Source organism: Yersinia sp. SCPM-O-B-9106 (C-191) (genome assembly GCF_026183365.1).
In the GTDB taxonomy this organism is placed as follows: Bacteria; Pseudomonadota; Gammaproteobacteria; order Enterobacterales; family Enterobacteriaceae; genus Yersinia; species Yersinia rochesterensis.
Genome location: NZ_CP110791.1, coordinates 1,587,951 through 1,612,908, shown reverse-complemented (window position 1 = coordinate 1,612,908; position 24,958 = coordinate 1,587,951). Strand labels below are relative to the sequence as shown.

Genomic DNA, 24,958 nt, shown 5'->3' with positions numbered 1-24,958 from the left:
TAAATAATTCGAGTTGCAGGAAGGCGGCAATTGAATAAATCCCGATGAGTTGACTTCAGTCAATGATTCGGGTGAATGAGAGCAGCCAACGCTCATGCAGCTTGAAGTATGACGAGTATATAGTGTACCAGAACTCCGTCATGCCTGTGTCGTCAAAGTAAATCGATTATAACTTAAGGCAAAGTGCAGGTTTCCTACCCTAGCGACGAGCCGGTATATCGGTTAACATCAAAGACCCTTTAATCGACATAAAGAAAGCAATTTCCCACTATGGCTCAAGTCGCGAAAAAAATATTGGTGACGTGCGCGCTACCATACGCTAACGGTTCTATACATCTCGGTCACATGCTCGAGCACATCCAGGCAGACGTATGGGTCCGTTTCCAGCGAATGCGCGGCAACCAGGTTCATTTTATCTGTGCAGATGATGCCCACGGCACCCCAATCATGCTAAAAGCTCAGCAATTGGGTATCGAACCAGAGCAGATGATTGCCGAAATGAGCCAGGAGCACCAACAAGATTTCGCCGGTTTCGCTATCAGTTATGATAACTATCACTCGACTCACAGTGATGAAAACCGTGAACTGTCGAGCCTGATATACGGCCGCCTAAAAGCGAACGGTCATATCAAAAATCGGACTATTTCTCAGCTCTATGACCCTGAGAAAGGTATGTTTCTGCCCGATCGCTTTGTGAAAGGCACTTGTCCGAAGTGTAAAGCGCCGGATCAATATGGCGATAACTGCGAAGTTTGTGGCGCAACCTACAGCCCGACTGAACTTATTGACCCAAAATCTGCGGTTTCCGGTGCTACGCCGGTCATGCGCGAATCTGAGCATTTCTTCTTCGACTTACCTGCTTTCAGCGATATGTTGCAAGCCTGGACACGTTCTGGCGCACTGCAAGAACAAGTTGCGAATAAAATGCAGGAATGGTTTGAGTCGGGCCTGCAACAGTGGGATATCTCCCGTGATGCGCCTTACTTTGGTTTTGAAATCCCCGATGCGCCAGGTAAATATTTCTACGTCTGGCTTGATGCCCCTATCGGCTATATGGGCGCATTCAAAAATCTGTGCGATAAGCGCGGCGATTTAGATTTTGATGAGTTCTGGCGTAAAGATTCTACAACCGATCTGTATCATTTCATCGGTAAAGACATTGTTTACTTCCATAGCTTGTTCTGGCCAGCCATGTTGGAGGGCAGTAACTTCCGCAAGCCAACCAATCTGTTCGTCCATGGTTATGTCACGGTAAACGGCGCAAAAATGTCGAAATCCCGTGGCACATTCATTAAAGCGGGCACTTACCTGAAACATCTGGATGCCGATTGCCTGCGTTATTACTACGCCGCCAAGCTCTCTTCACGTATTGATGATATCGATTTGAATCTGGAAGATTTTGTCCAGCGCGTTAATGCCGATATCGTCAATAAAGTGGTCAATCTGGCTTCCCGTAATGCCGGTTTTATTAACAAGCGTTTTGCTGGTAAGTTAGCCGGGAACCTTGCTTCACCTGAATTATATAAAACCTTTACAGATGCCGCCGTCAGTATTGCGGATGCTTATAATAGCCGCGAATCAAGCAAAGCGATTCGTGAAATTATGGCGCTGGCCGATGTTGCCAACCGTTATGTTGATGAACAGGCTCCTTGGGTTGTGGCGAAAGAAGAAGGCCGTGATGCTGACTTGCAAGCTATTTGCTCCATGGGCATCAACCTGTTCCGGGTCTTGATGACTTACCTCAAGCCGGTGCTACCTGCGCTGACCGAACGTACCGAAGCTTTCCTCAACACTGAATTAACTTGGGATAGCATCGAACAACCCCTGTTAGGTCATCAGATTAATACTTTTAAAGCGCTATTTAACCGTATTGATTTGGATAAGGTGAACGATATGGTCGCTTCTTCTAAAGAAGATATGGCTGCGACAGCAGTGACAGTAACCGGTCCATTAGCCGATGACCCGATCCAGGAAACCATCAGTTTTGATGATTTTGCTAAAGTGGATATGCGCATCGCGCTGATTGAACAAGCAGATTTTGTCGAGGGTTCAGATAAGTTACTGAAACTAAAACTGAATCTCGGCGGTGAAACGCGTCAGGTCTTCTCTGGCATTCGTTCGGCTTACCCTGATCCGAAAGTCTTAGAAGGTCGACTCACCATGATGGTGGCAAACCTGGCTCCACGTAAAATGCGCTTTGGTATTTCAGAGGGTATGGTGATGGCAGCCGGCCCTGGCGGCAACGATATCTTCCTGCTTAGTCCGGACAGTGGTGCTCAACCCGGCATGCAAGTAAAGTAATATCGAGCTAGAAGACGAAAAAGCCAGTCATGGGAGTCCTGACTGGCTTTTTATTGCCAACATATTGATTGAAATCTGACCGTTACTCTCTATGCGTGATAGGTTGCTGCTCACGTTGCCGAGCTTCCAACCAAAATAGGATATTAATAAATAAACTGAGTGAGAAAATTAAAAATAAAATACTGTCCAGTAAAGAAATCTTAATAAGTGCATCAATAATAATATTCTTATGATGTTTTACTTCCACAAATCCTGACGAGAAAAACCAGAACAAACCAACGGCCCCCACGATATTCAATGCCACCACCGGCCAATACCACTTAGCCAGTAAAAAGAAAATCCACGACAACATCATTAACGCAATAATGGCATCATCTAACTCAAATAATAGAAAAAAGCTTAGATATAATAAACTAAAGCTGATCAGTGCCAATCCGAATGGATATTCGTTAGGTAAGGCAGAAGCCCATTGTTTTCTACGTTCACATGCGAGTGGTTTTATATCAAAAATATTGATAAGTATCAGATAAAGTAAAAATGAACCCAACAAGAAAAACATCAGTACGCCGTGCAAAAAACAATAAGCGAACGGAAGAAAGTGGAACATCAATAAACAGGGACTTAACTTTTGGCTCGCCAAACGGTATGAACAAGGTAGCAACAACACCAATGAAAGTACGGGAAAGAAGGACGAAACTGAAAGATACAAAACGTCATCAGTCAAATCAGGAAATAAAATCGTCACCAGAAACACAATAACCATTAATGCGAATAAATAACGAAAAAATAGAAAGAAGAACTCACTACGCGACATATAGCGGCAAATAGGGTTATCAATAAATCCATTATTGATAAGATAATCTAAATCCATTTTCGCCATCTCAACGCCATCTTTCCTGAATTTATATAGGTTGCTAATTTTACCCATAGTGACTTTAATCCTTTAAAAATCATTAAACTTAAAACGATGAAAATTGACTCATTTCATGACAGTTAACATCTTTTATTTTATTGTTGTGGCTCAGGTCTATTTAGAATACCAGTCATGAGTATGCAGTGAAATAAAATATTAACCCTGATGTTCGTTGTAATAAAAATAGACCATAAAACTTCTATTGAAATAAAACCACTAAAACAAAAAGGTTATTGGTATTATTTGCTCTCATTATACTCACCCCCTCTCCGTCTTTCGCTGTTTATTTCAGCTATCCAAACTAAAAGACATAAGGCAATCCAAAAATTCATAACAAAGTTAATTCCTTATCTAAATAGTTATGGTTATGATGTTCCACAGAGACAGATAGACGTCTAGACACAAAGATAGCCATAATAATGATAGCAACGTACACATTGCATAACATATCAACACCATGACGGAGTTCCAGATGAAAAAATTTTCTTCCCCATTACTGGCCCTGAGCCTATTGACGGCACTGCCAGTATTCGCTGCGGACACCGCCACAGTAGCCCCAATTCCAGACGCGATAGCCAACCATGAAGGGCAGATTAAAATTGCGGTAATTCGTAATTTGGGTTCTGACGACAACACAACACAGTTCTTGTCAGGTGTATTAAAAGAGGGCAAAAAGCTCGGTTTCAAAGTCGATACTTTCTTGAGTAATGGCGATGATGCACGTTTTCAGGACTTTGTTAACCAAGCTATTAGCCAAAAATATGATGGAATTATCCTTTCCCAAGGCCGTGACCCTTACTCAACTGAACTGGTTAAACGTATTGCCGCCAGCGGCATTGCGGTGTCTGTATTTGATACCGCCATTCAGGGCGATATCCCCGGCTTAACTGTGACTCAACAAGACGACGCCTCCTTGACCAATGAATCTTTCGGTCAATTAGTCAAAGATTTCAACGGGAAAGCAAATATTATTAAACTCTGGGTAGCCGGTTTCCCACCAATGGAACGTCGCCAGGCCGCTTATCAGACATTACTAAAACAGAATCCGGGCATTGTTGAACTGGAGTCTATTGGTGCTGTTTCATCTGATGTTCAAGGTGATACCGCGAATAAAGTGGGTGCCGTCTTGGCAAAATACCCAAAAGGTAAGATCGACGCTATCTGGGGAACTTGGGATGCCTTTACTCAGGGCGCTTATAAAGCCTTGCAGGAAAATGGCCGCACTGAAATCAAGCTGTACAGCATTGATATCTCGAATCAAGATTTACAACTGATGCGTGAAGCTAATAGCCCATGGAAAGTCAGTGTTGCTGTCGATCCTAAGCTCATTGGGGCGGTTAACTTGCGCCTGATTGCCAAGAAGATTGCTGGTGAAGAAACCCCCGCTAGCTATGAATTCCGTGCAGCCTCTATTCCACAAGCCCTGTTGGCAAGCCAACCCGGCCCGGTTAACGTTGCTGGTTTGAGTAAAATTATCCCTGGCTGGGGCCAATCTGATGATTTCAACTCGCCTTGGTTTGCTACCCTTGCGGCCAAGAACGGTCAGTAATGAACCCGTAAAAATCAATGTGGTTAATCGATTTGGAGTGAAATAAATGGCAGCGCAAGGAGTCTTGCCGACACCAGAATACAGCCGCAATATGCGGCTGATTGGTCATAGCGATCAGGGCGGCAAACCAGATGGTGTGCAGGTGATGGTGCATCGCGGTTACGCCTATGTCGGCCATATGGTGTCGCAGGGTGTCTCAATTATTGATGTTCGAGATGCCAAAAATCCCCGCCCCGCGGGTTTTATTGCCGCACCACCCAATACCTGGAATGTGCACTTACAAGCCCATGATGACCTGTTACTGGTGATTAATGCTCGTGACCTCTTCGCTGACGCCAGTTTTGCCGAAGAAAAAGTGTATTACACCCAGTCAGTTGCCCAAACGGTCAGTACCCAGCAAGAAGGCCGCGGTTGGAGTGCCGGTTTACGCATTTTTGATATTTCGACACCGGATAAGCCGCGCGCGATAAGTTTCCTGCCACTTGACGGCATTGGTATCCACCGAATCTGGTATGTCGGCGGGCGTTGGGCTTATGTTTCTGCGCTGTTAGATGGTTACAGTGATTATATCTTTCTCACCATTGACTTGGCTGACCCGCAAAAACCGCAGGTTGCTGGCCGTTATGCTTTACCCGGCATGCATACTGCGGCGGGTGAGCAAGCCACTTGGCCAGACGGCAAACGCTATGCATTGCATCATGCCATTATCAGCGGCGACACTGCATATGGCAGTTGGCGCGATGGCGGCCTAACCTTGTTAGATGTCAGCGACCGCTCTGAGCCAACGCTTATCAGTCATCGTAACTGGAGCCCACCATTTGGCGGTGGCACACATACTGCATTGCCCCTGCCCGACCGCGATTTATTGGTGGTGCTGGATGAAGCGGTACTGGATAACCAAGAGGATGGCGAGAAGCATATTTGGTTATTCGATATTCGTGAGCCGAGCAATCCGGTGAGTATCTCAACCTTCCCGGTGCCTGATGAGCAGGATTATGTGAAAAAAGGCGCTCATTTTGGCCCACATAATTTGCATGAGAACCGGCCTGGTAGTTTTATCAGCTCATCACTGATTTTTGCAACTTACCAGAATGCCGGGGTTCGTGCTTATGACATCAGCAACCCCTATCAGCCGAAAGAGACGGGGGCTTTAGTGCCCGCTGCGCCGGAAAAAATGATGGATAAGCGACCCGGTCGCCCACAAGTCATTCAGTCGTGTGATGTGTTTGTTGATGCTCAGGGGATTATCTACAGCACCGATTATAATGGTGGTTTATCTATCATCGAATATTTAGGTTAAAAACCTATAAATGGCTGGTCGATTCAGGTCGATCGGCTATTTGCAAAAATTTTTCTTCCTCCCCCTCTCTTTAGTTCCTGCAATAGTCTACTGTAATTGGCTGAGCCGCTCTGTGGTAATGCTGTTCGAGTCATTCTTTTGATTGAAAAAACCGCATAGAAACAGTTCATTACCCAAAATAATTATCAATAAGAAAATGCCATGAAAGGATTTCCATCGCGAGTCACTAATCTGCTGATTGCCTCATTGGTCTTGACCATTGGGCGAGCCGTCACACTCCCCTTTATCACCATCTATTTGGCCGAGCATTTTCAGTTGGCTCCCGATAAGGTTGGGCTGGTGCTTGGGGCGAGTTTAACCTTAGGTATTTTCACCAGTTTATACGGCGGCTATCTGGTGGATAAATTCAATAAGAAACAGTTGATTCTGCTAGCCGTCACCCTATTCTCGGTGACCTTTTTTAGCTTGCCGTGGGTTGAACATCCGGCGTGGATTATCCTGATTCTGGCATTATTGCATTCGGCGTACTCGGTCTACGCTATTGCCATTAAAGCCTGTTTTGCTGACTGGCTACCGGTTAATGAACGTATTAAAGCTTTTTCGGCTAACTACACGTTAGTGAATGTTGGCTGGGCGATCGGCCCAGGGTTAGGGGTGTTGGTCGTCAACATCGGCCCGCAAGTCCCTTTTATCATTTCGGGAATACTGGCGTTATTGGTGGCCATTATCTTGAAATTCAGAATAAACAGCGCTGATATGTCAATCGCCGAACAGACACAGACCGAATCCGTGCCAGATTTCCGCCAGACATTCCGTATTTTGCGCCATGATAAGCGGCTGATTTATTTCACTATTGGGAGCATGCTCAGTGCAGTGGTTTTTGGCCAGTTCTCCGGCTACTTATCTCAATACCTGATTACCGTGTCTGATGCCAAATTTGCTTATCAAGTGATTGGTGCCGTGATGACGGTCAATGCGGCCATTGTCATTACTTTGCAATACCTATTAAGCCGCCGTATGAATCAACAAAATTTAATGCGTTGGCTAATGCTCGGCACACTGTTCTTTATTATTGGCTTGTTCGGATTTATGGTGGCTCAGCAGTCAATTCCCGTGTGGATGCTGGCGATGGCGATTTTCTCATTGGGTGAGATTATTGTTATCCCGGTCGAATACCTGTTTATCGATTTTATTGCCCCAGCAAATCTTAAGGGTAGTTACTATGGGGTACAGAATCTCGGTCAGTTAGGTGGTGCGGCTAATCCGGTACTTTGCGGCTTTTTGTTAGCTTATGCAGCACCAGAAATGATGTTCTATATGCTGATTGTTGCAGCTATTTTGGGGCTGGCATTCTTCTATCGCGGCTACCAACTGGCTAAAAGGCAAGAAGAGCCGACAGCCAGCCCCCTGTAATTTGAAAAATGATGGGTATTTTATTCATACTGTGATGACTGGCACAGTGCTAAACTTAATTGTATGATGAATACATTCTGTCACTCAGGACTCTTTTTATGCGCAATGTGACTTCACTTTGCTGGCAGTATCTGCGGGCTTTCGCCATTATCTACCTGTGCTTATGGGCGGGTAAGGCGCTGGCCTTGCTGCTGCCCATCACCATCCCCGGTAGCATCATCGGCATGCTGATTTTGTTTGCCTTGCTTGCCTCACAGGTTTTGCCTTCAACCTGGGTGAAGCCCGGCTGCCACCTGTTGATCCGCTATATGGCGCTACTGTTTGTGCCGATCGGTGTCGGCGTAATGCAATATTATGATCAACTGACCAAGCAATTTGGCCCGATCGTGGTTTCCTGTTTTGTCAGCACCCTGATTGTAATGTTGGTGGTGGCTTACAGCTCGCATTATGTCCACCGTGAACGCAAAGTGATTGGTTCTCCGACCCACACGGAGGAAGACAAATGATCAGCAACTTATGGTGGTCACTACCACTGACTCTCATTGTGTTCTTCAGCGCCCGTCGTTTGGCCCGCTGGCTGAAAATGCCGCTGCTCAACCCATTATTGATATCAATGGTTGTCATCATTCCATTGTTGTTAGTGACACATATGCCCTATGCCAACTATTTCGCGGGCAGCAAAATCCTGAATGACCTGTTGCAGCCGGCAGTGGTGGCATTGGCTTTCCCGCTGTATGAACAGCTGCATCAGATCCGTGCCCGCTGGAAATCTATCATTAGCATCTGTTTTATCGGCAGTATTACCGCCATGGTCAGTGGCACTGCCGTTGCCCTGTGGATGGGGGCAACCCCTGAAATTGCAGCCTCAGTATTGCCGAAATCCGTCACTACGCCGATCGCCATGGCCGTGGCCGAATCTATTCATGGTTTACCGGCCATCAGTGCGGTATGCGTTATTTTTGTCGGCATTCTGGGGGCCGTTTTTGGTCACAGCTTGTTGAATCTGTTAAAAATCACCACCAAAGCCTCGCGCGGCTTGGCAATGGGAACCGCTTCGCACGCCCTCGGTACTGCCCGTTGTGCGGAGTTAGATTTCCAGGAAGGGGCGTTCAGCTCGCTCGCCTTGGTTATCTGCGGGATTATTACTTCACTGCTGGCGCCCTTTTTATTTCCGATACTGCTACATTTATTTGGCTGAGGATGACGGTATAAATTTGAGATACATCTCTCATTTGGGATTTTACTTGCATAGATTTCATATATAACGAGATCCACATCACACCAAGAAAACCCTAAGCTGCCTAAAATAGTTTCCCGTAACTATTGGAGAGAACCCTATGCAAGCACGTTTCCATGACGCTTGGGCTACGTTGCCCGCCTCACTGCAATCCGCCCTTGAACCTATCTTGAGCGCAAACGATTTCCCTGCAATGCTGACAGCTAAGCAAGTTGAAACAGTGAAGAGCATCAGTGGGTTAGATGACGATGCGCTAGCATTTTCGTTGTTACCACTGGCCGCCGCTTGTGCGCTAACGCCTATCTCCCATTTTAAGGTCGGGGCCATTGCCAGGGGGGTTAGCGGTAATCTCTATTTCGGTGCCAATATGGAGTTCAGTGGTGCCCCATTGCAACAAACCATTCATGCCGAACAGTGCGCTGTCACCCATGCATGGCTGCGCAATGAGGCCAGCTTGGTTTCTATTACCGTTAATTACACGCCATGTGGTCATTGCCGCCAGTTTATGAATGAATTGAACAGCGGAACTGGCCTGCACATTCATCTACCAGGCCGCCCGGCTTCAACACTGGGACAATATTTACCTGACTCTTTCGGTCCGAAAGATCTGGATATCACCACCCTGCTGATGGACCCGGTCAATCACGAATATAAAGTGACTGACACTGACGCCTTGACTCAGGCGGCACTTAATGGTGCAAACCACAGCCATGCACCTTACAGCCTTTCTCACAGCGGCGTGGCATTAGAAACTGCAGATGGCAACATTTATGCAGGCCGTTATGCTGAAAATGCGGCATTCAACCCGAGTTTGCCACCACTGCAAGCCGCATTGATCCTGACCAATCTTTCAGGCAAAGATTGTGGTGCTATTCGCCGCGCAGTGCTGGTCGAAGGCAGCCAGCCGATACTGACTCAGTGGGCTGCAACTCAAGCCACACTGGCCTCCCTTGGTTGCTCTGATGTAAAACGCGTGACATTTTAAACGAATAGCGCTTAATCCGGGGTTATCTGACTAACCCCGGTTATCACTTTGCTCAGTCACCACCCGGCTGGCGACAGTCAGTAATAAATCAGTCCCCACCACGGCCTGAAGGGCTATCAGCAAATGAGGCTGTACCAGATACTCCTCCAATGTGATGTTTTTTTGTGCCAGCAGGTGAGTTTTATCTGCCATGCAAACAAAATGCTCCTCGAATGACAACGCAGCATGCAATGGCATGCGGGGTATTGCGCAATAAAACACCGCATGTTGCTGATTAGCTATTGAATCTGTAAGTTGGCTCGCACTTTTACCCACAGTTGTTTTATTTAACTAACAAAAGCTGTACATATTTTTCTTATCTTTTAGGATCGGGGTAACAATTACTGTCTCTACCCAAAGTCAAAGAGTAAAACTCATGGAACTGGAATACGAAAGTAAGCGCCCCTTGTACATCCCTTACGCTGGCCCCATCCTATTGGAATTCCCTTTATTGAATAAAGGTAGCGCCTTCACTAATGATGAGCGCAGCCACTTCAATTTACACGGCTTATTACCGGAAGCGGTTGAAACCATTGAGGAACAGGCCGAGCGTGCTTACCGCCAGTATCAAGATTTCAAAAACGACGATGATAAACATATTTATCTGCGTAATATTCAAGATACCAATGAGACTCTGTTTTACCGCCTGCTGGAAGCCCATCTCAGTGAGATGATGCCCATTATTTATACCCCGACTGTAGGCGAAGCTTGCGAACACTTTTCGGATATCTATCGCCGCGCGCGCGGGTTATTTATCTCCTATCCGAACCGTGAACACATTGATGACATGCTGCAAAATGCCACCAAGCAGAATGTTAAGGTTATCGTGGTCACCGACGGCGAACGTATTCTTGGCCTTGGCGATCAGGGTATCGGCGGTATGGGCATTCCCATTGGGAAACTCTCACTGTATACCGCGTGTGGTGGTATCAGCCCAGCTTATACTTTGCCAGTGGTGTTGGATGTGGGCACCAACAATCCACAACGCCTGAATGACCCGCTGTATATGGGCTGGCGTCACCCGCGAATTTCCGGCGATGAATATTATGCATTTGTTGATGAGTTCATTCAGGCAGTAAAACGTCGCTGGCCGAATGTGTTGTTGCAGTTTGAGGATTTTGCTCAGAATAACGCGACTCCGCTGCTTAACCGCTATCGTGATGAGTTGTGCTGTTTCAATGATGATATTCAAGGTACTGCAGCGGTCACCTTGGGTAGCCTGATTGCCGCCAGTCATGCCGCTGGTAGCCAGTTGCGCGACCAAACAGTCACCTTCCTCGGTGCCGGTTCTGCCGGTTGTGGTATTGCTGAGCAAATCATCGCACAGATGATCTCAGAAGGATTGAGCGAAGAACAAGCCCGGGCGCGCGTCTTTATGGTCGACCGTTTCGGCCTGTTGACTGACAAACTCCCTAATTTGTTGGATTTTCAAAGTAAACTGGTGCAGAAGAGTGATTCACTGCAGGGCTGGAATCTGAGCAGTGACTCAATCTCATTGCAGGATGTCGTGCGTAATGCCAAGCCCACTGTCCTGATTGGCGTTTCTGGTCAGCCAGGGCTGTTTACCGAAGAATTGATCCGTGAGATGCACAAACACTGCGCGCGCCCAATCGTGATGCCACTGTCGAACCCAACATCGCGGGTAGAAGCACGGCCAGAAGACATTATTAACTGGACCGATGGCGCCGCACTGGTGGCGACGGGCAGTCCTTTCTCACCCGTGAGTTATAAAGATAAACTGTATCCAATTGCTCAATGCAATAATTCCTATATCTTCCCCGGTATTGGCTTGGGAGTATTGGCATCCGGCGCCAAACGCGTGACTGACGGCATGCTAATGGCTGCCAGCCGCGCATTAGCCGGGTGTTCACCACTAGCGCTTAATGGTGAGGGGGCATTGTTGCCGAATATCGACGATATTCAAGCTGTGTCAAAAACCATTGCAATGCAGGTCGGTAAAGCCGCACAGTTGCAAGGCGTCGCCATTGTGACCTCAGAAGAAGCACTGGCAAAAGCCATTGAGCATAACTATTGGCAACCACAGTATCGTACCTACAAGCGAACTTCGTTCTAAATCCTACCCGGCCCGCACTTTTACGTTGGCCGAGTAACGAATGCAGCTAACGCCGTTGTAGCGCCAAGGGCGAAAAGACATTGGCATTACAGCCAGGCTGGCTGTAAGAGAATCCCGAATCACTGACTCAAGTCAGTGATTCGGGTGAACGAGCGCAGCTAACGCAGTTGTAACCCTAAGGGCGAAAGATATTATGTTGCGCGGCATGGGCAGGTACAGTAGCCTTGCAACATCACCAGTGAGTTGAATGCATTAAAGGCCTCAGAATGTGGAAACGCCTGATTATTAGCTTAATTATCATCGCAGGGTTGCTGATGGTGACAGCTATTGCGCTCGATCGCTGGATCAGCTGGAAAACAGCCCCTTTTATTTATGATGAGCTACAAGACTTACCCCATCGGCAAGTCGGTGTGGTGTTGGGTACTGCCAAATATTACCGTACCGGTGGTATTAATCAGTTCTATCAATACCGCATCCAAGGAGCATTAAACGCCTATAACAGTGGCAAAATCAGTTACTTACTGCTTAGCGGTGATAATGCTCTACACAGTTATAACGAGCCAATGACCATGCGCCGTGACCTGATCGCCGCAGGGGTTGCCCCCTCTGATATCGTGTTGGATTATGCAGGTTTTCGCACGCTAGATTCTATTGTGCGCACTCGTAAGGTGTTTGATACTAATGATTTTATTATCATTACTCAGCGTTTCCATTGCGAGCGGGCATTATTTATTGCTCTGCATATGGGGATTCAAGCGCAGTGTTTTGCCGTGCCATCCCCCAAAAATATGCTCAATGTCCGGGTCCGCGAGATCTTTGCCCGCCTCGGCGCACTGTCTGATCTCTATGTTCTGAAACGTGAGCCGCGCTTCCTTGGGCCATTAATTCCTATCCCTGAGGTACACGTCATACCCGATGATGCACAAGGCTATCCGGCAGTATCGCCAGAACAGTTAGTTGAACTGGAACAACGGCTGGCAGAAGAAAAAGCGAAAAAAACTGCATCTACACCTACACCTACACCTACACCTGCACCTGCACCTGCACCTGCACCATGATTTTGAATTGGTTTTTACTCTTGCCCCGCTTTTGTTTTTGCTCTTGTTTTGCTTTTGCAGTTAAGCGCAATCAGAAATATTGCCGACAAAGATTGCAGGCCGAATGAGCCGCATGGATGCGGTGAAAGGGGCTGTCGAGCTGGAATGCGACAACACTGCGTAGCAGTTTTGAACAACGCTTGTGTTGGCCCGGAGGGTAGCCTCGAAGAGGCTATAGTCGGCCCCGGTTCGATTAGCATGCAAACTGCCGGAGGGTACTGCGAACAGCAGTAATATTTCGCGCCAGCGCGTAATTCCACAAGGGGGCCGCCACCCCCTTTGGCTGTTGGTTCACTCAAGGACAGGTGAGCCGTGAAGCACTGACAACCGAACCGGATCACTGAATATCTAACTTACTGAATTTGTGAACTCCTGAATCAACACCACTGGACTATAAAAAACTCCCCCTTTGCCCTAGAAATTCCCCCACATCGCTTTCAACCTCCCCCATTTCCTGCAATAACTGCAAGGTTTCCAGTGCTTCATCCTCATCCAGCCGACTCATGGCGAACCCCACATGCACCAAAACCCAATGACCGATTAATGCTGCACTGGCCTGCTCATCTGCGGCCACCAGCATAATATTCACCGAGCGACGTACACCGCAGACATCCACCCATGCCGTGCCCGGTTGAATGTCATCTAGCGCGACAACTTGCCCTGGGATCCCTATACACATAATCCGGCTCCTGCTGTATCACGGCATAAAAAAAGTAAATTCATTCCACCTCCAACCGCTTAATCATCACGCCATCATCAGCCGCGCCAATACGCAAATGACTGCCGCCACACAATGGACAGCGAGTCACTTTACTGCTGAGCAAATTAATGGATTGCTGACAGTCATGGCACCACACTTGTGATTGCTGCTGGCTAAGATGCAAAACGCAGCCTTCAGCCAAAGTGCCACGGCACACCAGCTCAAAGCAGAACTCCAATGCCTGCGGCTCGACACAAGAAAATGCGCCGGTTTCCAGCCACACCCCGGTAATTCTCTGCGCACCATGCAGCCGTGCCTGCTGTTCCATCATGGCAATAGCGTTTTGGCACAAGGTAATCTCATGCATGACTGTTCTCCCTGTGTGGATTTAACTTACAAAAATAATGCAAAGACGGTGCCAGTAATTCCGCGCTTTCTACTGAAACGACATTCAATTTAACAAACTGATAAATAATGATATTTACCAAAATCCCCTCGCAATAAATTCACTGGATGAATAATTACTGTCGAAGTGTCATCAAACAGCGGCAGTTTCGTCACTAATGTCGACACCGACCTGTGGCAATCCCCCTGTTTTTACTGCCTTTTAAATTCATCCCCTTTATCTGCAATCACCTTAATGCCCTACTGGCGGGGCTTCACCGCTCTTTTGTATTGGCCTCCGCCGGACTGGCACAGAATATGCTTTGTCGCTGGGAAATGATTTCTATCTGCCTGACTGTCACCAGATTTTTGTCCCGGAGGGTATGGCCATGAACCGCTTTGTGATTGCGGAGCCAAGGCTTTGTATTGGATGCAATACCTGTATGGCTGCTTGCAGCCAGGTGCATAAAGCCAAGGGTTTACAAGAACATCCCAGATTGACCGTGATGCGTAACGCCACGGTTACGACGCCAATTCTCTGTCGCCACTGCGAAGATGCATGGTGCGCACGAGTTTGTCCGGTCAATGCCATCACCCTGACCAATAACGCCGTCGAATTGGATGAAACCACCTGTATCGGCTGTAAGCTTTGCGGTATCGCCTGCCCATTTGGCGCTATCACCCCAGCGGGGAGTAAACCATTGGGGGTGCCAGAAACTTTCCCTGAATACATTCCGATGACCACGTTATCTGATGTGCCATTCAGCCCGGTCAATATGAATCCGTTCCTTGCCTGGAATGCCGGAGTTCGCACTGTCGCAGTGAAATGCGACTTATGTAGCTTCCAACCGCAGGGGCCGGAATGTGTACGGGTTTGTCCGACCAATGCCTTGATGTTGGTGAATGAACACAGCATTGAGCAGGCTAATCGCGCCAAGCACCTGGCCGCCGCCAGCGGATTTGCCAACGAGCTGCCCTTTATGGCCACGGACACCGCGTACGCCATCTCTCACGAGGAGCAGAAAAGATGATGAGTTCGCTTGAGCTATTATGGCTCTCCTTACTGCTGTATCTGGCTGGCGCATTGCTTTCTCTGCTTTTGGCACGGCGCGAAACACTGGCGATTTATGCCTCTGGGCTGGCGTCATTACTGGGTGGCGTTGTTGGTCTGTTGGCTGCTGCGCCCACACTGCTGGGGGGCGGGATAATCACTTTCATCACCGCCGGGCCATTCCCATTCGCGGCATTCAGTTTGCGCCTTGATCCATTAGCGGCATTTATGCTGATGGTCATCTCACTGTTGGTGGTGATAACCGCCCTCTATTCACTGGCCTATGTGCAGGAATACAAAGGGCGCGGGGCATGGGGAATGGGGGTCTTTATGAACTTATTCATCGCCTCAATGGTGGCGCTGGTGGTGGTGGATAACGCTTTCTACTTTATTATTTTCTTCGAAATGATGTCATTGGCATCTTACTTCCTGGTGATTTCCGATCAGGACGACGACGCCATCAGCGCGGGCTTGCTCTATTTTCTGATTGCCCACGCCGGTTCCGTGCTGATCATGATTGCTTTCTTCCTGTTGTACCGCCTGAGCGGCAGTCTGGAGTTTGCTGCTTTCCGTCAAGCTAACCCGCAGCCGATCATGGCCTCGGTTATCTTCTTGTTAGCTTTCTTCGGTTTTGGTGCCAAGGCCGGGATGCTGCCGCTCCATGGCTGGTTGCCACGGGCGCACCCTGCTGCCCCGTCCCATGCTTCAGCCCTGATGTCCGGTGTCATGGTTAAAATTGGTATCTTCGGCATCATCAAAGTGGGCATTGATTTGCTCGGCGCGAGCCAGCTTTGGTGGGGCGTGGTGGTCTTGGGCTTTGGCGCAGTCTCCTCCGTGCTCGGCGTGCTGTATGCGCTGGCGGAGCACGACATCAAACGCCTGCTGGCATACCACACCGTCGAGAACATCGGCATCATCCTGATGGGTGTTGGGGTCGGCATGATAGGGATTGCCAGCCATCAGCCAGTATTAGCCGCTCTTGGCTTACTTGGCGCACTTTACCATCTGCTTAATCACGCCGTCTTCAAAGGGCTGCTGTTCCTTGGGGCCGGTGCGGTCATTTATCGCTTACATACCAAAGACATGGAGAAGATGGGAGGCTTAGCCAGAATGATGCCTTATACCGCGCTGGCCTTTCTGGTGGGATGTATGGCGATTTCCGCCCTACCGCCATTCAATGGTTTTGTCAGTGAATGGTTTACTTATCAATCGCTGTTTACCATGACCAAAGATGGCGGCTTTATTATTCGCCTGGCCGGGCCGATTGCTATCGTGATGCTGGCAATCACCGGCGCACTGGCGGCGATGTGTTTTGTGAAAGTTTACGGCATTAGTTTCTGCGGGTTGCCGCGCACAGAAAAAGCAGCCCTCGCGCGGGAAGTCCCCTGGCCGATGACCGCAGCTATGCTGTTGTTGGCACTGCTGTGTTTGGTATTAGGGATAGGTGCCACCCACGTCGCACCGGTGATTGCCCGCATTGCCGCTAGCTTGATAACCGCCCCGCCAGTGCCTTCTTTGCAGGTCGCCCAAGGCGCGGTGTTATTCCCGCAACACAGTTCTCAGGCCATGCTGTCCACCCTGTATATTTTCTTCGGTTTACTGATATTGCCACTGGTGATTTTGTTAGTCGTCAGCCGCTACAAAGGCAGCCGTTTAGCATTTCGCCATGGCGGTGATCCTTGGGCTTGCGGCTATGCCTGGGAGCAGGCGATGACTGTCTCTGCCGGTGGTTTTACTCAACCTCTGCGAGCCATGTTTGCCCCACTCTATCGGCTGCGTAAAACACTCGATCCCGCGCCAATGATGCAACGCGCGCTGGAACATTCCGTCAGTGGCGCGGGCCGGGTGGAACCGGTCTGGGACGACAAAATTGTGGCTCCGCTTATCCGTTTGATCCAATGGCTCAGCCAACGAATTCAATGGCTGCAACAGGGCGATTTCCGCCTCTACTGTCTGTATGTGGTCGCCGCGTTGGTTACCCTGCTGATCATTGCGGCTATTTAAGGAGACGAGCAATGCCAACTATTGATATGCCCGCGGTCTCTATGATTGCTTTCGCCATCGTGCAAGCGCTGGTGATGCTAGCGCTGGCACCGCTGATGGCGGGGATCTCGCGCATGGTGAAAGCCCGGATGCACTCGCGCCGTGGGCCGGGCGTCCTGCAAGAATATCGAGATTTAGCCAAGCTGCTGAAACGCCAGGATGTAGCCCCCGCCAATGCTGGGATTATTTTCCGCCTGATGCCCTATGTACTGCTGGGCAGCATGTTGTTGATTGCCATGGCGCTGCCCATTTTCACTCTGGCCTCCCCCTTTGGGGTGGCGGGCGACCTGATAACCCTGTTGTATCTGTTCGCGTTGTTCCGCTTCTTCTTCTCACTGGCGGGTCTGGATAGCGGCAGCATCTTCGCCGGTATTGGTGCCAGTCGAGAGTTGACGCTGGGGGTGTTGGTCGAACCGACATTAATTCTGTCACTGCTGGTGGTCGGGTTAATTGCTGGTTCCACCAATATCGGCACCATCAGTACCGCCTTGTCTCAAGGGCACTGGCAATCACCGACGGCAACGGCTCTGGCGCTATTGGCCTGTGGTTTCGCGGTGTTTATCGAGATGGGCAAAATTCCGTTCGATGTCGCCGAAGCAGAACAAGAGCTACAAGAAGGGCCTCTGACTGAGTATTCCGGCGCGTCACTGGGCTTGGTCAAATGGGGCATTAGCTTAAAACAGGTGGTGGTAGCGCAGCTTTTCCTCGGCGTATTTATCCCCTTTGGCAAGCTGGCGGTACTGAGTGGGCCGGGCTTGCTATGGGCGCTGGTGGCCGGTGTTATCAAATTGGTGGTGCTGTTTGTACTGGCCTCCATCGTGGAAAACAGTATTGCCCGCGGGCGCTTCCTGTTGACCTCCCGTGTTACCTGGCTGGGGTTTGGCGTCGCCGCCCTGTCTCTGGTTTTCTATCTCACCGGCCTTTAAGGAGCTAATAAACCCATCATGGATAACATGGCTCTTATGGATTCAGTCCTTATAAACATCGCCCTTGCGACCATTCTGCTGCCGTTTGCCGGTGCCATCCTCACGGCCTGTTTACCACAACAATGGGCAAAATGGTCTTGCACTTTCTTTTCACTGCTGGCCACTCTCGGCACTGTGCTGCTGGCTTATGCCTATCTGAGTGGCGGCAAGATTGATGTCACTTTTGATCTGATTCATTACGGTGATATGGCGCTGTTCGGCCTGACCATCGACCGCATCAGCACCTTGATTGCTTTCGCCGTGGTGTTCCTCGGTTTGCTGGTTAGCATTTATTCCACTGGCTATCTGACATTAGGTAATCGCGAGCATCCTCACGAAGGCACCAACCGCTACTATGCGCTGTTATTAGTATTCATCGGCGCGATGGCTGGGCTGGTATTATCATCCACGATACTGGGTCAGTTGTTCTTCTTTGAAATTACTGGCGGCTGCTCGTGGGGATTGATTGGCTACTATCAAAGCCAGAAGTCACTGCGCTCAGCGCTAAAAGCTTTGCTGGTCACTCATGTGGCCGCTATCGGCCTGTATTTGGCGGCGGCAGTGCTGCTGGTCAATACGGGCACTTTTGCTTTAACCGCGCTAGCGCAACTGGATAACAACACCAAAATCATGGTGTTCGGTGGCATCCTGTTTGCCGCTTGGGGGAAATCCGCCCAACTGCCACTGCATATCTGGTTGCCAGATGCGATGGAAGCGCCGACCCCAGTCAGTTCCTATCTGCATGCCGCCTCGATGGTCAAAGTGGGCGTCTATATCTTCGCCCGTGCCATTTATTCTGCCGGTGACGTGCCGCAAATTATCGGCACCGTCGGCATGGTGATGGCGGTTATCACCCTAATTTATGGCTTCTTTATGTATCTGCCGCAAAAAGATATGAAGCGGCTGCTGGCCTACTCCACCATCACCCAGTTGTCTTATATTTTCTTCGCGCTGTCTCTGGCTATCTATGGGTCAAAACTGGCCTTTGATGGCGGCATTGCCTACATCTTCAACCACGCGTTTGCCAAGAGCTTATTCTTCCTGGTCGCCGGGGCGCTGAGCTACAGCTGCGGTACCCGCATGTTACCCAAACTCAAAGGCATCATGGGCAAAATGCCGCTATTGGGCGTTGGATTTTGTGTCGCCGCACTGGCTATCACCGGAGTGCCGCCGTTTAACGGTTTCTTCAGCAAATTCCCCATTTTCGCCGCCGGTTTCTCACTTTCTGGTGAACATTGGCTGCTAATACCGTTATTGGTGCTGGCCCTGATTGAATCAGTAGCGAGCTTCGGCTGGTTCCTCTACTGGTTCGGGCAAACCGTGCCCGGCAAACCATCAGAAGCCGTCGCCAGTGCCAAACCGCTGCCGTTGGCCATGCAGGGCGTGTTGGTGGTGCTGGTGATTATGTCTGTGTGCTCAAGCTTTATTGCCGTCGCCTGGCTCGGATAAGGGAGTAAAAAATGACCGGAACACTTCTTGTCAACAATATGGTCGTCAACAACCTAGCTGGCCTGCTGATCATTACCTCGCTACTGGTAATTATTGTCAAAAAGCCCGCCACCTCGGCGCTGTTTTATGCGCTGCAGTCACTGGTCTTGGTGCTGATTTTCCTGGTATTAGCCGAAACCTTGCACGCCCACGAGCTGTATATGTGGTCGCTGACCGCCTTTATCACCAAGGTGATCTTGGTGCCGTGGATTATGTACCGCGCTTTTCGCCAGATGGAAGACCCCAAAGCCGACGGCGGTGTGATAGGGACGGCCAGTCTAATATTTATCGCCGCCATTATCATTTTACTGAGCTACTTCGTGGTCGAGCCGGTGCAATTGCCGATGGTCAGCGCCCTGAAACCGGCGCTGGCGGTGTCACTGGGGCACTTCCTGATTGGCCTGCTGTGTATCGTCACCCAGCGCAATATCCTGAAAAATATCTTCGGCTACTGCCTGATGGAAAATGGCGCTCACCTGATGTTGGCGTTACTGGCTTTCCGCGCACCGGAGTTGGTCGAGATTGGTATTGCTACCGATGCCATCTTCGCGGTGATTGTGATGACGTTAATGGCGCGCAAAATTTACCGCACACTGCACACGCTGGATGTTAAACAACTGACAGCGCTAAAGGGGTAATGAAATGAGTCATACTGACCTGCTGCTGTTACTGCTGGCGATACCTCTGATAACCTCGCTGCTGGCATTTGCTTGCCGGGCTTTGGGCCGTGCCGCCCGCATGGCAACCACTTGGGTACATTTTGCCGGCATCAGTTTATTGCTCATAGTGGCCTTGATGGTGGTATGCCGGATCGCCGTTGGCGGGGAAATTCTGGCGGTTCACAACTGGCTGCATATTGACAGCCTCAGCGCGTTGTTCCTCGCTATTCTGGGGGTTATCGGTTTTATCACCGGCCTTTACTCCCTCGGCTATATGCGCCATGAAGTGAATAACGGCGAAATTACCGTCAGCACGCTGTGCAATTATTACGGCTTTTTCCATCTGTTCCTCTTCACCATGCTGTTGGTGGTGACCAGCAATAATCTCATTCTGATGTGGGTCGGCATTGAAGCCACCACTCTCAGTTCGGCCTTTTTGGTGGGATTATACGGCCAGCGCTCCTCACTGGAGGCGGCGTGGAAGTACATTATCATCTGTACCGTGGGGGTGGCTTTCGGGTTATACGGCACAGTATTGGTGTATGCCAATGCGGCCAATGTGCTGGCAGACCCCAGCAGTGCCATCTTCTGGACAGTCGTCGCCGAACATGCCAAAGAGCTAGACCCTAGCCTGATGCACCTGGCATTTGTCTTTATTCTGATTGGCTTTGGCACCAAAACCGGCCTGTTTCCCATGCACTCATGGCTACCGGATGCCCACAGCGAAGCCCCCAGCCCGACCAGCGCCTTGTTATCCGCCGTGTTACTCAACTGCGCGCTGCTGGTGATCATTCGCTATTACATCATTATCAGCGCCGCTATCGGGCCGCATTTCCCACAAATGTTGCTGTTGGTCTTCGGCATGATGTCAGTTGCCGTTTCCGCATTCTTTATTCTGGCGCAGCGCGATATGAAACGTTTGCTGGCTTACTCCAGTGTGGAGAACATGGGCTTGATCGCCGTGGCATTGGGCATTGGTGGCCCGCTCGGGGTATTGGCCGCACTATTCCACACTATGAATCACAGCCTGGCAAAAACCTTGCTGTTCTGCGGTTCGGGGAATGTGCTGCTGAAGTATGGCACGCGAGATATGGGCGCTATCAAGGGCATTATCCGCGTTGCGCCATTCACGGCGGTGATGCTGGCTGGCGGCGCATTGGCACTGGCCGGGATGCCGCCGTTTAACGTGTTTGTCAGTGAATTTATGGTGGTCGCCGCCGCGATTAAAGCCGGTCATATCACCTTAGTGATTATCTTGCTATTGCTGCTAACCCTGGTACTGGCCGGGTTGGTGCGCATGATCGCCAGCACTGTATTGGGCACTCCACCGGAGGCGGTCAGCAAAGGTGAATTGGGCATTCTGACCACTGCGCCAATGGCTATTTTATTGCTGTTGATGCTGTTGCTCGGGGTACATATTCCCGCACCGGTCACCCGTTTGCTGACTGATGCGGCGCAGATTGTGCTCAATAATGACAGTCGTGACCCCGCCCAGCAGCCTTTTATCTTGCCGTGGCAACAAATTTCTCCACCCCCAACGATAACTCAGCCCATTCCATCCGTTGCACAAAGCCATACCGTTGTACAACTTACCCCGACTCGTCAGGAGATGTAACGTGACTCACGAACCCCCTATTTCAGTTTCAGGGCAACCGCCACATGGTGGTGAAAAACTGGGCGCCGCTTATGTAGCCCGCCTGCGGGAACAATTTCCGGCAGCAATCCTTGATGAAGAGTGGCAAACCCCAGACCAACTGACGATTACCATTAAGCTGAACAGTCTGCCGGATGTGGTTGAACACCTTTATTATCAACAAGGTGGTTGGCTGTCAGTGCTATTCGGCAATGACGAACGCAGTTTGAATGGCTATTTTGCTATTTACTATGTGTTGTCGATGGAGGGCCGCGAACAATACGGCGTTGATACCGGCAAAGAATACGGCGACAAATGCTGGGTGATTGTCAAAGCGCTGATTAGCCCCGAGCGCCCCGAGTTCCCCTCCGTGACACCACGAGTTCCGGCGGCGGTCTGGGGGGAGCGCGAAGTGCGCGATATGTATGGCTTGCAGCCCATTGGCCTGCCTGATGAGCGCCGTTTAGTGCTGCCCGATGATTGGCCGGACGACCTTTATCCATTGCGCAAAGACACCATGGATTACCGCCAGCGCCCAACCCCCACCAGCAACACTGAAACCTATCAGTTTGAAAATGAAGCGGGCAGCAGCAGCCGGGTCGTGCCCATCGGCCCGATGCATATTACCTCCGATGAGCCGGGCCACTTTCGGTTGTTTGTTGACGGCGAAGACATTATTGACGCCGACTATCGCCTTTTTTATGTGCATCGCGGCATGGAAAAACTGGCTGAAACCCGCATGGGCTATAACGACGTAACTTTCCTGTCAGATCGCATCTGCGGTATTTGCGGCTTTACTCACAGTGTCGCTTACACCTCGTCGATTGAGAATGCGCTCGGCATTATCGTGCCACCACGGGCGCAGATGATCCGCACTATTTTGCTGGAAGTCGAGCGGCTGCACAGCCATCTGCTCAATATCGGATTGTCCTGCCACTTTGTCGGTTTTGATACCGGTTTTATGCAGTTCTTCCGTGTGCGCGAAAAAGCCATGACCATCGCCGAGATGCTCACCGGCGCGCGTAAAACCTATGGCCTGAATCTGATTGGCGGGGTACGGCGCGATATTCTGAAAGCCGACCGCCTCAAAACTCTACAATTGGTCTCAGAGATGCGCGCCGATATCAGTGAGTTGGTGGATATGCTGATGAGCACCGCCAATATTGAGCAGCGGACTGTCGGTGTTGGCTTGCTGGACCGCAAAATTGCCCGTGATTTCAGCCCAGTTGGCCCGATGATCCGCGCCAGTGGCTATGCCCGCGATATGCGCCATGACCACCCTTACGCCAACTACGCCAATGTCCCTAAAGAGTTGTTTAGTCTTGATGGCTGTGATGTACATTCGCGCCTGCTGGTGCGGGTGCGGGAATTCTTTGACTCGCTGGTGATGATTGAATACGGGCTGAACCATATGCCGGGCGGGCCGCTGCTGGAGGAAAAAGTCCATTATCAGCCATACAAATTTGCGCTCGGTTTTTCAGAAGCGCCACGCGGCGAAGATGTCCACTGGAGTATGACCGGCGACAATCAAAAGCTGTTCCGCTGGCGCTGTCGCGCCGCCACCTATGCCAATTGGCCGGTGCTGCGCTATATGTTGCGCGGCAACACAGTTTCTGATGCGCCATTGATTATTGGCAGTCTCGATCCCTGCTACTCCTGCACCGACCGGGTGACATTGGTGGATGTGCGCAAGCAGAAATCCGTCACCGTGCCGTACAAAGAGATCGAACGCTATGGCATTGAGCGCACCCATTCGCCGCTCAAATAGAGGGATGAAGAATGTTAAAACTGTTTAAAACCATCCTGAAAGTTGGCGATACCACGGTGAAATATCCGTTTAAGCCGCTTGAGGTCAACCACGGCTTCCGTGGTAAACCACAATATGATGCCGAGCAATGCATTGCCTGTGGTGCCTGTACCATGGCCTGCCCCGCCAATGCGTTGACCATGGAAACCGACCTTACTGGCGGGACTCGACAATGGCAATTGTTCTTGGGGCGCTGCATTTTTTGTGGTCGCTGTGAGGAAGTCTGCCCGACCCGCGCCATTGTGTTATCACAAGAATTTGAGCTGGCGGTATTCAATAAAGCCGATTTATATCAACGCGCCAGTTTTACTCTCGCCCATTGCCAGCAGTGCCAGCAGCCCTTTGCGCCGAAAAAAGAAGTGGATTACGTCATGGCGCTACTGATTCACTCCGGAATGAGCGCTGAAGATGTCGAACAACAACGGCCTCATTTTGAAACCTGCCCGGAGTGCAAGCGGAAACAGAATATTGTTAGTCAGCATAATGTGATGCTCAATCAGCACCGCAATGAGGGGATCAACTCATGAGCCAACTAGATTCATTAAAACCGGCCTGGGGGCACCATATCAGCCAGCCAGTTGCGCTTGACTCTTCTATCGCCCAGCTAAAAAGTAAATTACTCAAAGATATCAAACGCTCGGCTTATGTATATCGAGTGGACTGCGGCGGCTGCAATGGCTGTGAAATCGAGATTTTCTCCTCGATTACGCCGGTATTCGACACTGAGCGCTTTGGTATTAAAGTGGTGGCCTCGCCGCGCCACGCCGACATTTTACTGTTTACTGGCGCAGTCACTCGCGCCATGCGCACACCGGCCTTACGCGCCTATGAATCGGCCCCTGATCCTAAAATCTGTGTCTCTTATGGCGCTTGCGGCTGCGGCGGGGGCATCTTCCATGACTTGTATTGTGTCTGGGGCGGTAGCGACACCATTGTGCCGATTGATGTTTATATCCCCGGCTGCCCTCCTACCCCCGCCGCCACCATTTATGGCTTTGCGGTAGCGCTGGGTTTGCTGGAGCAAAAACTCAAAGCTGAGGATCATCAAGAAGCCGCCGATGAGCGCGTGGCGCTGATCCACCCGGATGCGCCACTCACACTGCGGGTATTGTTAGAGCGCGAGGCCCGCCGCATGGCCGGTTATCGTCAAGGGCGGGAAATCACCGACAGTTTCTTATCACTGCTGGTCAATCAACCGCTGCAAGAGCTGGAACAGCGCTGTCAAAGTTACCTCCACCAGCAAGATGACCCGCGCCTAAGTGAGATATTTGCCAGCCTGCAACAGATAACTCTGCAACAACTCACTCTATAACAACTGGC

General features: G+C 50.1%; 22 protein-coding genes. 18 read left to right on the top strand and 4 right to left on the bottom strand.

The window, feature by feature from the left end; genetic code table 11:
* Positions 1-270 precede the first annotated feature (270 nt).
* Positions 271-2,301 carry a methionine--tRNA ligase gene (gene metG / locus OP863_RS07395; RefSeq protein WP_145592058.1) on the top strand — a complete coding sequence of 677 codons (2,031 nt, stop codon included), beginning with the start codon at positions 271-273 and terminating at the stop codon, positions 2,299-2,301.
* A gap of 82 nt (positions 2,302-2,383) precedes the next feature.
* On the opposite strand, the gene OP863_RS07390 is transcribed toward metG, so the two are convergent.
* On the bottom strand, positions 2,384-3,229 hold the full coding sequence (locus tag OP863_RS07390) for a hypothetical protein (RefSeq protein ID WP_265526045.1): 846 nt from the start codon (positions 3,227-3,229) through the stop codon (positions 2,384-2,386).
* A gap of 457 nt (positions 3,230-3,686) precedes the next feature.
* Between OP863_RS07390 and OP863_RS07385 the strand changes: the two genes are divergently transcribed.
* The 6 genes from OP863_RS07385 to cdd all read left to right on the top strand — a co-directional run bounded on the left by OP863_RS07385 (position 3,687) and on the right by cdd (position 9,698).
* The gene (locus OP863_RS07385; RefSeq protein WP_186368325.1) at positions 3,687-4,763 is read left to right on the top strand and encodes a sugar ABC transporter substrate-binding protein; all 1,077 of its coding nucleotides are present in this window, start codon (positions 3,687-3,689) and stop codon (positions 4,761-4,763) included.
* A gap of 46 nt (positions 4,764-4,809) precedes the next feature.
* Positions 4,810-6,063 (top strand): LVIVD repeat-containing protein, encoded by a 1,254-nt coding sequence (locus OP863_RS07380; RefSeq protein ID WP_145591642.1) that lies wholly within the window; start codon positions 4,810-4,812, stop codon positions 6,061-6,063.
* A gap of 201 nt (positions 6,064-6,264) precedes the next feature.
* On the top strand, positions 6,265-7,476 hold the full coding sequence (locus OP863_RS07375; RefSeq protein ID WP_145588820.1) for an MFS transporter: 1,212 nt from the start codon (positions 6,265-6,267) through the stop codon (positions 7,474-7,476).
* 98 nt (positions 7,477-7,574) lie between these two features.
* Positions 7,575-7,982 carry a CidA/LrgA family protein gene (locus OP863_RS07370; protein WP_145591643.1) on the top strand — a complete coding sequence of 136 codons (408 nt, stop codon included), beginning with the start codon at positions 7,575-7,577 and terminating at the stop codon, positions 7,980-7,982.
* Positions 7,979-8,674, top strand: a complete 696-nt coding sequence (locus OP863_RS07365) for a CidB/LrgB family autolysis modulator (protein WP_038634304.1) — start codon at positions 7,979-7,981, stop codon at positions 8,672-8,674. The genes OP863_RS07370 and OP863_RS07365 overlap by 4 nt, the downstream gene beginning before the upstream one ends.
* 139 nt (positions 8,675-8,813) lie before the next feature.
* Positions 8,814-9,698, top strand: coding sequence for a cytidine deaminase (gene cdd / locus OP863_RS07360; RefSeq protein WP_265526044.1), 885 nt, complete (start codon positions 8,814-8,816; stop codon positions 9,696-9,698).
* 30 nt (positions 9,699-9,728) lie between these two features.
* Here cdd and OP863_RS07355 read toward each other — a convergent pair whose 3' ends face one another.
* The gene (locus OP863_RS07355) at positions 9,729-9,890 is read right to left on the bottom strand and encodes a hypothetical protein (protein WP_155483403.1); all 162 of its coding nucleotides are present in this window, start codon (positions 9,888-9,890) and stop codon (positions 9,729-9,731) included.
* Positions 9,891-10,113: 223 nt separating this feature from the next.
* On the opposite strand from OP863_RS07355, the gene OP863_RS07350 reads away from it, so the two are divergent.
* Positions 10,114-11,811, top strand: a complete 1,698-nt coding sequence (locus OP863_RS07350) for an NAD-dependent malic enzyme (protein ID WP_265526043.1) — start codon at positions 10,114-10,116, stop codon at positions 11,809-11,811.
* A 266-nt stretch (positions 11,812-12,077) separates the two neighbouring features.
* Positions 12,078-12,869: an outer membrane permeability protein SanA gene (gene sanA / locus OP863_RS07345; RefSeq protein WP_265526042.1), complete on the top strand. Its 792-nt coding sequence runs from the start codon at positions 12,078-12,080 to the stop codon at positions 12,867-12,869.
* 430 nt (positions 12,870-13,299) lie between these two features.
* Here sanA and OP863_RS07340 read toward each other — a convergent pair whose 3' ends face one another.
* Together OP863_RS07340 and hypA are read right to left on the bottom strand one after the other, a co-directional pair.
* Positions 13,300-13,587 carry a HypC/HybG/HupF family hydrogenase formation chaperone gene (locus OP863_RS07340; RefSeq protein WP_265526041.1) on the bottom strand — a complete coding sequence of 96 codons (288 nt, stop codon included), beginning with the start codon at positions 13,585-13,587 and terminating at the stop codon, positions 13,300-13,302.
* Between the two features lie 40 nt (positions 13,588-13,627).
* The gene (gene hypA, locus OP863_RS07335) at positions 13,628-13,975 is read right to left on the bottom strand and encodes a hydrogenase maturation nickel metallochaperone HypA (RefSeq protein WP_145591647.1); all 348 of its coding nucleotides are present in this window, start codon (positions 13,973-13,975) and stop codon (positions 13,628-13,630) included.
* A gap of 406 nt (positions 13,976-14,381) precedes the next feature.
* Between hypA and OP863_RS07330 the strand changes: the two genes are divergently transcribed.
* From OP863_RS07330 to OP863_RS07290, 9 genes are read left to right on the top strand one after another with little or no spacing between them, the layout of a single operon-like run.
* Positions 14,382-15,023, top strand: coding sequence for a 4Fe-4S dicluster domain-containing protein (locus tag OP863_RS07330; RefSeq protein ID WP_265526040.1), 642 nt, complete (start codon positions 14,382-14,384; stop codon positions 15,021-15,023).
* A complete protein-coding gene (gene hyfB / locus OP863_RS07325; protein ID WP_145588826.1) occupies positions 15,020-17,047 on the top strand; it encodes a hydrogenase 4 subunit B in 2,028 nt (675 codons plus the stop codon). The genes OP863_RS07330 and hyfB overlap by 4 nt, the downstream gene beginning before the upstream one ends.
* Positions 17,048-17,058: 11 nt before the next feature.
* Complete coding sequence (locus tag OP863_RS07320) at positions 17,059-18,012, top strand: respiratory chain complex I subunit 1 family protein (RefSeq protein ID WP_265526039.1); 954 nt, start codon at positions 17,059-17,061, stop codon at positions 18,010-18,012.
* Between the two features lie 18 nt (positions 18,013-18,030).
* Positions 18,031-19,500: a hydrogenase 4 subunit D gene (locus OP863_RS07315; protein WP_038634325.1), complete on the top strand. Its 1,470-nt coding sequence runs from the start codon at positions 18,031-18,033 to the stop codon at positions 19,498-19,500.
* Positions 19,501-19,511: 11 nt separating this feature from the next.
* Complete coding sequence (gene hyfE / locus OP863_RS07310; RefSeq protein ID WP_145588827.1) at positions 19,512-20,177, top strand: hydrogenase 4 membrane subunit; 666 nt, start codon at positions 19,512-19,514, stop codon at positions 20,175-20,177.
* Between the two features lie 4 nt (positions 20,178-20,181).
* Positions 20,182-21,813 (top strand): hydrogenase 4 subunit F, encoded by a 1,632-nt coding sequence (locus OP863_RS07305; RefSeq protein ID WP_265526038.1) that lies wholly within the window; start codon positions 20,182-20,184, stop codon positions 21,811-21,813.
* A 1-nt stretch (position 21,814) separates the two neighbouring features.
* Entirely contained in the window at positions 21,815-23,599 is a 1,785-nt protein-coding gene (locus OP863_RS07300) for an NADH-quinone oxidoreductase subunit C (protein ID WP_145588829.1), read from the top strand.
* A gap of 11 nt (positions 23,600-23,610) precedes the next feature.
* On the top strand, positions 23,611-24,165 hold the full coding sequence (hyfH, locus tag OP863_RS07295; RefSeq protein ID WP_265526037.1) for a hydrogenase 4 subunit H: 555 nt from the start codon (positions 23,611-23,613) through the stop codon (positions 24,163-24,165).
* The gene (locus OP863_RS07290) at positions 24,162-24,950 is read left to right on the top strand and encodes an NADH-quinone oxidoreductase subunit B family protein (RefSeq protein ID WP_145591737.1); all 789 of its coding nucleotides are present in this window, start codon (positions 24,162-24,164) and stop codon (positions 24,948-24,950) included. Before hyfH ends, OP863_RS07290 begins: the two co-directional genes overlap by 4 nt.
* Positions 24,951-24,958 lie beyond the last annotated feature (8 nt).